This window comes from Nocardia flavorosea (genome assembly GCF_015477805.1).
GTDB classification, from domain to species: Bacteria; Actinomycetota; Actinomycetes; order Mycobacteriales; family Mycobacteriaceae; genus Nocardia; species Nocardia flavorosea_A.
Genome location: NZ_JADLQL010000005.1, coordinates 43,297 through 55,247 on the forward strand (window position 1 = coordinate 43,297; position 11,951 = coordinate 55,247).

The window sequence follows — 11,951 nt, forward strand, 5'->3', positions numbered from 1 at the left end:
CCCAGTGGCCCGAGTCCGGAACGAAATCGCGGTCGGCGGCGAGCCCGGATCGGTCGATCCGGCGTTACCCCGTGGGCGCGAGGATCTTCAGGACCTCGTCCGAGTGATAGAACGGCTCCAAGCGTTCCCGCAGGAGCTGTTCCAGCACACCATCGCGTTTCGCGGCTTCCACTACAGCGGGGCCGTAGCGCAGGATCTCGGTGATGATGTCATCACCCGTCAAGCCCAGCTCCGTGAGCACGGCGGCGAGGGTGTGGTCCCGGTACTTCTCGTGGAACACCTGGACGCATTCGTCGACGAGCAGGCCGAAATACTCCTTCTCCCGGGTTGTCACCGCGATCCGGTAGCACAGCCGGACCAGCTCGTTCAGATCCTGTTTGGTGAGGTATTCGCGCAGGCCGCTGATCGGTTCGTCGGCGTGCAGATCCCAGAATTCCATGGTGGCGTCGTGCACGGGGGCGTCGCGCAGCATTTCGCGGATTGCGTTGTTGGTGCGTTTGAGCGCGTACATGGCGCCCTTGCCCGCGATATCGCCCAGGATGGTGTTGCTCTCGGCGGCTTTGCGGGCGCGGTCGGCGGCGGATTGGCCGAGCGACATCAAGGTGCCCATACCGGGGATCTTCTCCGCCCGCTGCCGGTTGGCCTCAACGAAATCGCCGACCAGTTTGTCCACGAATTTGGAGGCGACGGTGGCGACGAGTGGGCTGTCGGTGAGTCGTTCCAGCACCCGCTCCTGGGTCTGGTGCATATCGACGATCTTCTGCAGCAGCGCCTCGACCGGTTCGCGTTCGACCAGTTCGCCGAGGGTGTGGTCTTCGTTCGCGGCGATACTGTCGTAGATCGCGTCGGCGAACAGCCCGACCGTATCGGCGAGCACGGCGCTACCGCCGACTTTGTCCACGACCGTGGCGACCGTGCTTTCGAGCTGCTCGACTCCGACCACTTCACCGGCGGGTACGGTGGCCGCCACATCCAGGACAGCTGCCACATCACGGGCGACGACCTCGGCGAACCGGTCGCCGCTCACCTCGTCGAGCAGCCACCGCACTTGCGCGTCGAGGAGCCGGTCGGCAAGGGCACGGGCCGTCGCGTCGGCGGTTTCGGTCACCGATTCTCCTTCGGATCGGGTTCCTGCGGCCGGCGCAGGCCGCAGCGAAGCGGACGTATCGCTGCACGGTCACCGAGCGGTGACCGGCCGTGTAGGCGATACGGCGTGACGAGCCTATATCGGGCCGGGCACCGGCGACATACTTGTCTGAGACGGATCGGTGCGGCCGCGGCACGACCACCACATCTTCCGGGAACACCACCGGAGTAATCGCTCTGACCTGCGGTTACCCCACGAATCACGAGATCCCGCGATAGCGCCGCGACTATTGCGTGGGCCGAATCACAACGGGAGGCCGCAGTGAGACCTGTGGGCGTCGACATATGGGCGAGGTCGGCGGTCGCCGGCAGGACGGCTGATGCGATGAATGCGGTGATCGTTGAACTGTCCCTGCCGCCACCGGTTTTCCGCACGACACTGTGGCCTCGGGGCGAGTACCGCGACCCATTACAGTGCGTGGCGGCCGCAATCGCGCGCACCACCGGGCCCGGACCTAGCGACCGTCTCCTTCGTGCAGGGAGGTCCGGATCTGTTCGAGGCGTTCGCGCGCCGCCTGTTCTCGCGCTTCCCATTGTTCCTCGACACCGCGCCCGGCCGCGCTCTGCCGGTCGAGTTCCCGGTGGCCGAACGCTGTTCCGATCCGCCGCTGTACCTTGTCGCGGACCGAGTCGAAGGTCGGCAGGCCGCCACCGGTGTAACCGCCCGTGGTGCCGTCGCCGCCCGCTACGGCACCGGAGATCTGCGCCGCCGCCGACTCCACCGCACTGCCGGCGGGAACGCTCGTCGGCGCGTTTCCGGTGATACCGGCCGGGGCGGCACGTCCGGTATCCGACAGCAACCGGGTCGCGACCTCGTACAGCGGGGCCAGTTCCTCCCGGCCCGCCGTGGCGACGACGAGTACGGCCAGCAACTGTTCGTCGGGCAGGGCCGCCAACCGCGCGGCGAGCGCGCCCGGATCGCCTGCGTTCGGTTCACTCATACGACCAGCCTACGACTTCCGGCCCGCCCGTTCGGACCGACCGCAAGCCGGTTGTCTATGAACGGATCACAGCGCCCACCGCGTCCGCGGCGGCGGCCACCGCGGCATCGCGCGCGGCACTGGCCTCGTCCTCGGTGAGGGTGCGATCGCCGGCCCGGAACCGCAGCGCGTAGGTGAACGATTTACGGCCTGCACCGGCTTGCGCGCCCTCGTAGACATCGAACAGCGCGATATCCTCGAGCAGTTCCCCGCCGCCGGACCGCAACGCCGTCTCGACCGCGGCCGCCGGAACCTCCGCGGGAACACTCACCGATACATCCTGCAGCACCGCCGGGAACGGGGAAATGGCCGGCGCCGGCCGGGATTCGGTCAGCGGCAGTGCATCCAGGTCGAGTTCTACGGCGCAGGTACGCGGCGGCAGGCCCGACCGTTCCAGCACCCCGGGATGCAGTTCACCTGCGTACCCGACGACCGTATCGCCGACCACGAGTTCGGCGCAGCGGCCCGGATGCCAGGGCAGGTACTTCCCGGGCCGGCGCTCGATCCGGACACCCGCCGCCTCCGCGATCACGTCGGCGAGGGCGAAGGCATCGGCGGCCTCGGCCGCCCGGCCCGGCCCCCACGGACCGCGCGGTTCCCGGCAGCCGGTCAGCACCAGCCCCACATGCTGCGGCTGCGCGGGCAGCGAATCCAGCAATTCGGCGATCTCGGCATCGGTCGGACGCCGGTCCACGGGCAGCGGGTCGACCGCTTTGGTGTCCGGGCCCGGTAGCACTACCTGGGCGATCCCGTAGAGCGCGAGATCGCGGGCGCCGCGCGAGATATTGCGAGCGGCGATCTCGAGCAGGCCCGGCAACAGGGTGGTGGCCAGTTCGGCGCGTTCGACGTCCAGCGGGTTCAGCACCCGGGTCGTCGTGCGCCGCGGATCATCGGCTTCCAGGCCCCAGGTATCGAAAACACCCGCGGGCAGGAACACCGGCGGCGGCACCTCGACGCAGCCGGCGAAGGCCAGCGCCCGGCTCACCGCCCGGCGGCGCCGCTGCACGGCGGTCAGGCCGCGCCCCGCCGGCGCCTGCGGCAGGACCAGCGGGATCTGCTCGAGCCCCTCCAGCCGCAGTACCTCTTCCACCAGATCGGCGGGCTGGGCCAGATCCGGCCGCCACGACGGCGGCGTCACCGCCAGCTGGCCGTGACCGCTGGCCTCGTCGACAGCGACCTCCACTTGGCAGCCGATCTGGGTGAGCCGGCGCGCGGAGGTACCCGGGGGGTAGTGAACACCGGCCACCCGGTCCGGCAGGTCGATATCGATGCGGATCGGAGGGGCCGGCTCGAGCTGGGTGCGGATATCGGTGAGCGTGGCCTCGACCGTGCCGCCCGCGATTTCGGCGAGCAGCGTCGCGGCGCGGTCCAGCGCGGCCAGGTTGAGTTCCGGATCCACCACCCGTTCGTAGCGTTTACTCGCCTCCGACACCAGTTTGTGCCGGCGCGCGGTGCGGTAGATGAGCAGTGGGTCCCAGGTCGCGGCTTCCAGCACCACATCGGTGGTCTCGGCGCTCACTTCGGTGGACGCCCCGCCCATCACACCGGCCAGCGACACCACGCCGGTGTTGTCGGCGATCACCACGTCCTCGGCGTCGAGTTCGCGTTCGGTGTCGTCGAGGGTGCGCAGGGTTTCGCCGGTCCGGGCGCGGCGGACCACCAGGCCACCGCTGAGTTTCGCGGCGTCGAACGCGTGCAGCGGCTGGCCCAGTTCGAGCATGACGTAGTTGGTCACATCGACGGCGGGCGAGATGGGCCGGACACCGGACAGCAGCAGCCGCCGCTGCAGCCACCACGGGCTCACCGCCTGCGGGTCGATACCGGTCACCCGGCGGACCCCGAACCGCGTGCAGCGCGATTCCGCTTCCACCCGAACCGGCCAGGCATCCGGCCCTTCCGGCAGCGTTCGGACGGCGGGGTCGGCGTATTCGAGATCGAAACCGCAGGCCAGTTCCCGCGCGAGCCCGCGCACCGAGAAGCAGTAGCCGCGGTCGGGGGTGATATTCAGCTCGATGACGGTATCGCCGAGGCCGAGCAGTTCGTTGGCGTCGGTACCGGGCTCGGCGGTACCGGGTTCCAGTACGAGGATGCCGGAGTGATCCTTGCCGATACCGAGTTCGGCGACCGAGCAGATCATGCCGTTGGAGATATGCCCGTAGGTTTTACGCGAGGAGATGGCGAAGCCACCGGGCAGCACCCCGCCGGGCAGCACCACGACCACCAGATCGCCGACGGCGAAGTTGGTCGCTCCGCAGACGATCTCCTGGAGTTCGTCCGCCCCGATATCGACCTTGCAGAAGCGGATGGGCTTTTTGAACTCGGTGAGTTCGGTGATCTCGGCGACCCGGCCGACCACCAGTGGATGCTCGATATCGCCGCCCACCGGTTCGAGCCGGTCGATCTCCTCGACCTCGAGCCCGACCCGGACGAATCCGGCATCGAGTTCTTCCGGCGTGACCTCCCAATCGGGGACGGTGCGGCGGATCGTTTCGGTCAGCCAGGACTGCGCTACTCGCACTGTGGGTGTTCGCTCTCTCGCTCGGGAAATCAGGACCGGATACCGAAGGGCAGGGTGAACCGCACATCACCCTCCACGATGTCGCGCATATCGGGGATGCCGTTGCGGAACTGCAGCGTGCGCTCCAGGCCCATCCCGAACGCGAAACCGCTGTATTCGTCGGGGTCGATACCGCTGGCGATCAGCACCTTGGGGTTGACCATGCCGCAGCCGCCCCATTCGACCCAGCCCGCGCCGCCCTTCTTGTCCGGGAACCAGACGTCCACCTCGGCGGAGGGCTCGGTGAACGGGAAGTAGTTGGGCCGGATCCGGGTGGTGGTGTCGGGACCGAACAGCGCCCGCGCGAACGCGTCGAGCGTGCCGCGCAGATGCGCCATGGTCAGGCCCTTGTCGATGGCCAGCCCTTCGACCTGGGAGAAGACCGGCGTATGGGTGGCGTCGAGTTCGTCGGTGCGGAAGGTACGGCCCGGGCACACCACATAGATCGGCAGTTCGCGTTCGAGCATCGAACGCACCTGCACGGGCGAGGTATGGGTGCGCAGCACCTGCCGCGACCCGGCCGGCGCGATATGGAAGGTGTCTTGCATGGTGCGTGCGGGATGGTCCGGGAGGAAGTTCAGCGCATCGAAGTTGAAATGCTCCGTTTCCACCTCTGGGCCCTCGGCGATCTCCCAGCCCATCCCGACGAATACATCGGCGACCTGTTCGGAGATGACCGTGATCGGATGCCGGGCGCCGACCGGCCCCCGATTCGCGGGCAGTGTGACATCGATCGCCTCGGCAACCAGGACCGCCGCATCGCGTTCGGCCACCAGCGCCTGCCGACGTTCCTCGAACGCCCGGGAGACCCGCCCGCGCGCGACGTTGACCCGCTTACCGGCGTCGGCTTTCTCGGCTTTCGGGAGACTGCCCAGCGACCGCTGCGCCAGCGCGATCGGCGATTTACCACCCATATGCTCGGTTTTCGCGGCGGCGAGGGCATCCAGGTCGGCGGCGGCCGCGAAGGCTTTTTCGGCGGCCGCGGCCGCGGCGGCCAGGGCTTCCTCGGTGAGCGCGGATTCCTGCCCGCCGGTCGCTGCGCCTGCGTCGGTGTCGTCGGCCACGGTCTACTCGTCTCTCCCCTAGGCATCGGTGAGCGGACCCCGGTAGGCTCCGGCGCCCGTATTGCTGCTGGTGGAATCGTATTCGATGCCCGGTGGCCGGTTCACGCCGATATCCCCCGCCGATCACTGCCGGGGTGCGACGACACCTCGAACCGGTAAAGTCCCTCCCGATGACGAACGCCCCGACCCGCACCGAAACGTTCGCCGGACGTGCCCGCCGGCAGGCGATCTGGCTGCTACCGCTCCTGGCGATGATCGTGACGTGGGTACTGATGTCGCGACCCGTCGACCCTTTCCGCGCGATCAGCGGCGAGTACATCGATCTCGAGGTGTACCGGCTCGGGGTCGAGGAGTGGCGCTCCGGCGGCGATCTCTACGGACAGCTGCCGGAAACGGCCGCCGATATCAGCCTGCCGTTCATCTATCCGCCGTTCGCCGCGCTGGCGCTGGGTATCTACGCCCTGCTGCCGTGGGCCACCGCGGTGATCGCCTACCTCGCCGTATCGGTGGGCGCGCTGGCGATCACGCTGTACCTGGTGGCCCGGCAACTGTGGCCGGCCCAGGACCAGCGCAAACTCGCCGTTCTGGTCTGCGCGACGGCGACGCCGCTGGCGCTGCTGCTCGAACCCATCTGGTCGACGCTGGACTTCGGTCAGGTCAACTTGATCCTGATGGGCCTGGTAGCCGCCGATTGCCTGACCCGTAATCCACGCTGGCCGCGCGGCATGCTTCTGGGGATCGCCGCCGCGATCAAACTCACACCCGCCGCGTTCGTCCTTTTCTTCTTGATCCGCAAGGACTACAAGGCCGCCGTGACAGCCGCGGTGAGCGGCGCGGTGGCCACGGTGATCGGTTTCGCGGTCATGCCCGACGAATCGGTGCGGTACTGGTTCGGCGGGTTCGGCAATGTCGGTGGGTTGAGCGGGTCGGAGTACCAGACCAATCAGTCCGTTCAGGCCGTACTGGCCCGCTTCGGGATCACCGGCACGCCCGCCACGGCACTGTGGCTGGTGGCTGCCGCCGCCCTGGTCGCGCTGGCCGTGGCCGCCATCCGGCGGGCCGGGACCCCGCCGATGATCGCGCTCGCCGTGAACGCGGTGGTCGCACTGCTCGTCTCCCCGATCTCCTGGTCTCACCACTGGGTCTGGGTGGCCCCGGCCCTGCTCGCGATGGCCGGGTTCGCAACCACACTGCCGTGGCCGCGAGCCGCGGGCTGGTATGTCGCTGTGCTCGCCACCGCCGTGGTGTTCGTTCGCGCCGAGCACAGCGACCTCCCCGGGAACGAGGGCCGGGAGCTGGACTGGTCGGTATGGGAACAGGTGATCGGCAACGGGTACGTGTGGTTCAGCGTGCTGCTCGTCGTGCTGTATGCCACCGCCGGGCAGCGGTCGCGAAGCACACCCCCGGTCACACCCGCCACCGCGGACGAGCCCCTGGTCACGGTCCACAAAGGCTGATCCGGCGGCCGCCGGCGGTGGCTTTCGTTCATGTCGAGCCCTTGTCGCAATCGACCGAAAACGAGCCTTCCCGGGCACGGTATGCATCGACTGATAACCTGTCGGATAGGAGTGACCCGAGGAGGACCATGCCGGAATCGAGCAGGACCAGGATGACCGCCGAAGAACGCGGCGCCCAGGTTCTGGACGCCGCGGTCTCCGCCTTCGCCGAAACCGGCTACACCGCCACCCGCACCGACGAGATCGCCCGCCGAGCAGGCGTCTCCCAGCCGTATGTCATCCGCCTCTTCGGTTCGAAACAACGCCTGTTCCTGGCCGCGTTCGGCCAGGTGTGCGATCGCATCGAAGCCATCTTCACCGCGGCCGCGGCCGCCGCCGGCGACGATGAACCGATGGACGCGATGTCCGATGCCTTCGATGAGTTCCTGGCCGACCGGACCCTGCTCCAACTGCTCCTGCACGGATTCGCCGCCGCGGGCGATCCGGAAATCGGCCCGGTCGTGCGCGAACGGTACGGCCGGATCTACCGCCTGAACCGCGAACTGACCGGCGCCTCGGTCGCCGAAACCCGCCGTTTCATGTCGACCGGCATGCTGCTCACCGTGCTGACGGCGCTGCGGGTGACCGGACCGGAAGCGATCGCCGCCGATTGGGCCGAGGAGATGCTCACCGACCTGTACGAGAACGGTATGTGAATCGCTCGAGCACTACGGCCGAACACAACCCGCAACGGCCACGGCAGGACTGGTTGCCGACCGAACACCGCCGGGACCGACTGCGCCGCCGGCCCCGTGATCTAGGTCTGCGACCTCGCAGCGTGCCGTACCCGGGAGTTCGCATAGAGACAGATCGCGGCGGCCGCGGCGATATTGAGACTTTCGGCCCGCCCCCGGATCGGGATCCGGACCCGGTGCCGGGCCCGGCGCGCCACCGCCGGGTCGAGACCGTGTGCTTCGTTGCCGAACAGCCAGGCCACCGGACCGGTGAACAAGTCACCCGCGTCCTCGAGGTCGAGTTCGCCGTCGGCCGCGGTGGCCACGGTGGCGATTCCGGCCGCTTCGATCCGGTCCAGCACAGTATCTGTCTCGCGCTCACGCACGATGGGCACATGGAAGAGGCTGCCCGCGCACGAGCGGACGCATTTTCCGTTGTGCGGGTCGACACTGTCCCCGGCCAGCACCACCGCGTCCGCGCCCACCGCGTCGACCACGCGGATGAGCGTCCCCGCATTGCCCGGATCCGCCATACCGACCGGCACCGCCAGTATCCGCGGCATCTCCGCGCCGGGTTTCGCCGGCAGGATACGGTCGAGCGGCACATCGACCAGATCACAGACGGCCACCAGACCCGGCGGCGTGACGGTCTCCCCCAGCGCCTGCGCAGCCCGGTCGGTGACAAGCGTCGTCCGCACCCCGGCGGCCGCGGCACCGGCGATCAGCTCATGTTCGCGGGTGGCGCCTTCGGCGGAGTAGAACAGTTCCCGGACCCGCCCGGTATCGAGCGCCGCCCCCACCGAGTTGGCGCCTTCGGCCAGGAACCGCCCGGCCTTCTTACGCGCCGCCCCCCGATGCAGCTTCGCGGCGGCGACGACGCGGGAATTGCGCCAGTCGATGGCTTCCTGTTGACCACGCACCCGTAGATCGTAGTGCCGGCCCGGCGAGCGGGGTATTTCGCGGCCGAGCACCGGACCGGCCGGCTCCCCGATCCGCCCCGGCAGATCTCGACGGTACCGAAGCCCGCTGTTCAGCCGGCCAGGAACGCGGCGATCGCGGCGGCGGTCGCCACCGGAGCGTCGTCATGGACCCAGTGGCCGGCCTCGGCGATCTCGACCGCACGGGCACCGGGCCTGCGCGTCACCATCTGCTCGGCGAGCCGGGCCGGAAGCATCGCACTGTGTTCACCGCGCAGGACCAGTGCCGGACAGTCCGAACCGAGCCAGTCCGGCCACCAGTCACCGACGCCGCTGAGCTGCACCGCCATCATGTCGTCCCAGTCGAAGAGGAACCGGTGGCGCCCATCCGGTGTCGTGACGGCGCTCTGCAGGAAATAGCTCGCATCCGGAATTCCCCGCTCCTGCAACGTGGCGGCCAGATCCGCCTCGGTCGGCGCGGTGGCGGGCCAGCCCCGGACATCCAACACGGGATGGGCGATCTCGGGTTGCCGCATCACCGGCCCGACATCTTCGACGACGAGCCCCGCAACGAGTTCCGGATGCCGCGCGGCGAGCTGATACGCAGTGATCCCCCCGCGGGAGTGGCCGAGCACCACTGCCGGGGCGAGCCCGAGTTGTTCCAGCACCGCAGCGGCATCGGCCACGAAATCGGCGCAGGTATAGCTGTCGCGCCGGCCGGTGCCACCGTGCCCGCGCTGATCCGGCGCGATGATGCGGGCTACGCCGGCGAGTTCGCGCGCCAGGCCGGCGAAGATTCTTCCTCGGCCGAAGGTGCCGTGCAACGCCAGAACCGGGATTCCGGTGCCCCCGAAATCCGTACAGCAGAGCTGTCCCCCGCTCGGCAACGACACCGGGTATTCACGCATTCCGCAAGACTGCCAGGTCCGCCGGACCGGACGCGAACCGTTTTCCACGGCCACCGCGTTGCGGGTGCACCTCAACGAGGTTTCTCCGAGCGGATCGGCGGAGCCGCCCGACCGTGGCAACGTGGCCGGGCCACCACCGACACCGTGCACCGCGATCTCAGAGGAACTGGGTGACACCGTCGTATTCGGCCAACGGCGCGGCGCCGACTACGTCGTATTCGAGCAGGAGCAAGCCGAGATCGGTGGCCTCGTGGCGGGTCAGCCGGAGGGCGGTCGCGGGCCCCGCCCCGGCGAGTAGCCGCCGCCCGGACCGCAGCACAGTAGGCGCGACGGCGAGGCGGACGGTCTCGACCAGGCCGGCGGCGAGCAGCGTATCCCCGAGCCGGGAGCTGCCATGGACCTGCAGTTCCCGGCCCGGGCGCCGCAGCAGGTCCGCGACCGTCGCCACCGGATCGCCCGGCAGCACGGTCGTCGGCGCCCAGATGCCCGTCGCCAGAGTGCCCGACACCACGTACTTCGGCAGGGCATTCATCCGTCCGGCGAACGGATCCCGGGGATCGGTCACCGCCGGCCAGTCGCGCGCGAAGGCCGTATAGGTCCGGCGGCCGAACAACAGCCCGTCGGCGGCGTCGAGCCATTCGGAGGTGCGCCGGACGAAGACCTCGTCCAGGTAGGGCACCATCCAGCCGCCACGGGTGAAACCGTCGCTGATGTCCTCGTCGGGCGCGCCCGGACCTTGCGTGACACCGTCGAGGGTGAGGAATTCGGTGAGCACCAGTTTCATGCCCGAACCCCTTCCTCGACGAGTGCCGTCAACTGGTCGGTTACCGTCCCCCACCCGTACTCGAAGCCGAGTTCCTGGTGCCGGGCCCGGGCGGCCGGATCCCCGTGCCGGACCAGAACCCGGTAATCGGTCCCCTCGGGATGGTCCCGCAGGGTGATCTCGGCGGTCATCAGCAACTCACCGGCGGCCGGGCGCAGCGCACTGTCGAGCGCGGTGGTGAAAATGAGGCGTTCGTACTCGTCGGCCGCCAGGAAGCAGGCATCGAGGTGCGGGACGAATTCGGCACCGCCGTCGCTCATTCTGGTGACGAAGGCCCCGGCAGGCCGGACTTCCAGCCGCTCGACGCGGCATCGAGCCGGGGCGGGCAACCACCAGCGAGCCAGATTGTCCGGGTCGGTCCAGGCGTCCCACACACGGGTACGGGGCGCGCGGATCACGCGGTGCAGGGTGAGATCGAGATCAGGATTCATCGGTGGACTCCGTGGTTTCGAGGAGGAATTGCTCGAGCCGGTCGGTGCGGTCTTCCCAGATACGTCGTTGTTCGGCCAGCCAGCCGTCGATCAGGACGAACCGATCGCGTTCGAGCGTGCACTGCCGCACCCGGCCGGTTTTGACCGTCCGGATCAATCCGCTGTCCTCCAGGACCCGGAGGTGCTTCATGAACGACGGCAGGGTCATCGGCAGATCCCGGGCCAGCTCGCCGACACTGACCGGCCCGGCCCCGAGTCGCTGAACCACGGCCCGCCGGGACGGATCCGACAGCGCGGCGAACACCACGTCCAGCGACTCCAAATACTTAGCCATATGGCTAAGTATTAGCCGGCACCACCCTCGATGGCAAGTCCGGAAAACGACGAAGACCCCGTTCTCCGTGAACTCACACGGAGAACGGGGTCTTCACCACGTCCAAAGGCCGGACCGAAATCCGGCTACGCAATCACCGCTCAGGCAGCCGGAGCGTTGACATCGGCCGGCAGCGCGGCCTTGGCAACCGCGACCAGGCCGGCGAACGCTTCGGCGTCGGAGACGGCCAGCTCGGCGAGGTTCTTGCGGTCGACCTCCACACCGGCGGCCTTCAGGCCCTGCACGAAGCGGTTGTAGGTGATGTCGTTGGCGCGGGCCGCGGCGTTGATACGCGCGATCCACAGCTTACGGAAATCGCCCTTACGCGCCCGGCGGTCCCGGTAGGCGTAGGTGAGCGAATGCAGCTGCTGTTCCTTGGCCTTGCGGTACAGGCGCGAGCGCTGTCCGCGGTAGCCCTTGGAGGCCTCGAGGATCGAACGGCGCTTCTTCTGAGCGTTGACGGCCCTTTTGACGCGTGCCACTGGTCAGTCCTAATCGATCTTGGGGGTGCTCGTCGTACTGGGCACCCGAGTGGGTCGGTTCATCGGCGTCCGGTCGCGCAGGCGGTACCGGACGGTATCT

Annotated in this window: 12 protein-coding genes; 2 read left to right on the top strand and 10 right to left on the bottom strand. The window is 68.7% G+C overall.

Features of this window, described 5'->3' with window-relative positions; all coding sequences use genetic code 11:
• Positions 1–64: 64 nt before the first annotated feature.
• The 4 genes from IU448_RS21785 to pheS form a co-directional block, all read right to left on the bottom strand.
• Positions 65–1,108 carry a hypothetical protein gene (locus tag IU448_RS21785; RefSeq protein WP_195057546.1) on the bottom strand — a complete coding sequence of 348 codons (1,044 nt, stop codon included), beginning with the start codon at positions 1,106–1,108 and terminating at the stop codon, positions 65–67.
• A 493-nt stretch (positions 1,109–1,601) separates the two neighbouring features.
• Entirely contained in the window at positions 1,602–2,087 is a 486-nt protein-coding gene (locus IU448_RS21790) for a hypothetical protein (RefSeq protein WP_195057547.1), read from the bottom strand.
• Positions 2,088–2,142: 55 nt separating this feature from the next.
• Positions 2,143–4,644, bottom strand: a complete 2,502-nt coding sequence (gene pheT / locus IU448_RS21795; RefSeq protein WP_195057548.1) for a phenylalanine--tRNA ligase subunit beta — start codon at positions 4,642–4,644, stop codon at positions 2,143–2,145.
• A gap of 29 nt (positions 4,645–4,673) precedes the next feature.
• Positions 4,674–5,747: a phenylalanine--tRNA ligase subunit alpha gene (gene pheS / locus IU448_RS21800; protein ID WP_195057549.1), complete on the bottom strand. Its 1,074-nt coding sequence runs from the start codon at positions 5,745–5,747 to the stop codon at positions 4,674–4,676.
• Positions 5,748–5,917: 170 nt separating this feature from the next.
• Here pheS and IU448_RS21805 point away from each other — a divergent pair, with 170 nt between their 5' ends.
• Positions 5,918–7,204, top strand: coding sequence for a glycosyltransferase 87 family protein (locus IU448_RS21805; RefSeq protein WP_195057550.1), 1,287 nt, complete (start codon positions 5,918–5,920; stop codon positions 7,202–7,204).
• 128 nt (positions 7,205–7,332) lie between these two features.
• The gene (locus IU448_RS21810) at positions 7,333–7,899 is read left to right on the top strand and encodes a TetR/AcrR family transcriptional regulator (RefSeq protein ID WP_195057551.1); all 567 of its coding nucleotides are present in this window, start codon (positions 7,333–7,335) and stop codon (positions 7,897–7,899) included.
• 101 nt (positions 7,900–8,000) lie between these two features.
• Here the strand turns inward: IU448_RS21810 and IU448_RS21815 are convergent, their stop codons facing one another.
• From IU448_RS21815 to rplT, 6 genes are all read right to left on the bottom strand, one after another.
• A complete protein-coding gene (locus IU448_RS21815) occupies positions 8,001–8,837 on the bottom strand; it encodes an RNA methyltransferase (RefSeq protein ID WP_324188668.1) in 837 nt (278 codons plus the stop codon).
• Between the two features lie 110 nt (positions 8,838–8,947).
• A complete protein-coding gene (locus tag IU448_RS21820) occupies positions 8,948–9,742 on the bottom strand; it encodes an alpha/beta fold hydrolase (RefSeq protein WP_195057552.1) in 795 nt (264 codons plus the stop codon).
• Positions 9,743–9,899: 157 nt separating this feature from the next.
• Positions 9,900–10,526, bottom strand: coding sequence for a dihydrofolate reductase family protein (locus IU448_RS21825; protein ID WP_195057553.1), 627 nt, complete (start codon positions 10,524–10,526; stop codon positions 9,900–9,902).
• On the bottom strand, positions 10,523–10,996 hold the full coding sequence (locus IU448_RS21830; RefSeq protein ID WP_195057554.1) for an SRPBCC domain-containing protein: 474 nt from the start codon (positions 10,994–10,996) through the stop codon (positions 10,523–10,525). Before IU448_RS21830 ends, IU448_RS21825 begins: the two co-directional genes overlap by 4 nt.
• On the bottom strand, positions 10,986–11,330 hold the full coding sequence (locus tag IU448_RS21835; protein ID WP_195057555.1) for an ArsR/SmtB family transcription factor: 345 nt from the start codon (positions 11,328–11,330) through the stop codon (positions 10,986–10,988). The genes IU448_RS21830 and IU448_RS21835 overlap by 11 nt, the downstream gene beginning before the upstream one ends.
• Before the next feature lie 140 nt (positions 11,331–11,470).
• The gene (gene rplT, locus IU448_RS21840) at positions 11,471–11,851 is read right to left on the bottom strand and encodes a 50S ribosomal protein L20 (protein WP_033245214.1); all 381 of its coding nucleotides are present in this window, start codon (positions 11,849–11,851) and stop codon (positions 11,471–11,473) included.
• Positions 11,852–11,951 lie beyond the last annotated feature (100 nt).

Excerpts from the sequence above, each read along its gene's own strand:
- IU448_RS21835 (WP_195057555.1), bottom strand. The coding sequence starts at position 11,330 with ATGGCTAAGTATTTGGAGTCGCTGGACGTGGTGTTCGCCGCGCTGTCG.
- IU448_RS21805 (WP_195057550.1), top strand. The coding sequence starts at position 5,918 with ATGACGAACGCCCCGACCCGCACCGAAACGTTCGCCGGACGTGCCCGC.
- IU448_RS21810 (WP_195057551.1), top strand. The coding sequence starts at position 7,333 with ATGCCGGAATCGAGCAGGACCAGGATGACCGCCGAAGAACGCGGCGCC.
- IU448_RS21830 (WP_195057554.1), bottom strand. The coding sequence starts at position 10,996 with ATGAATCCTGATCTCGATCTCACCCTGCACCGCGTGATCCGCGCGCCC.
- IU448_RS21790 (WP_195057547.1), bottom strand. The coding sequence starts at position 2,087 with ATGAGTGAACCGAACGCAGGCGATCCGGGCGCGCTCGCCGCGCGGTTG.
- IU448_RS21820 (WP_195057552.1), bottom strand. The coding sequence starts at position 9,742 with ATGCGTGAATACCCGGTGTCGTTGCCGAGCGGGGGACAGCTCTGCTGT.
- IU448_RS21825 (WP_195057553.1), bottom strand. The coding sequence starts at position 10,526 with ATGAAACTGGTGCTCACCGAATTCCTCACCCTCGACGGTGTCACGCAA.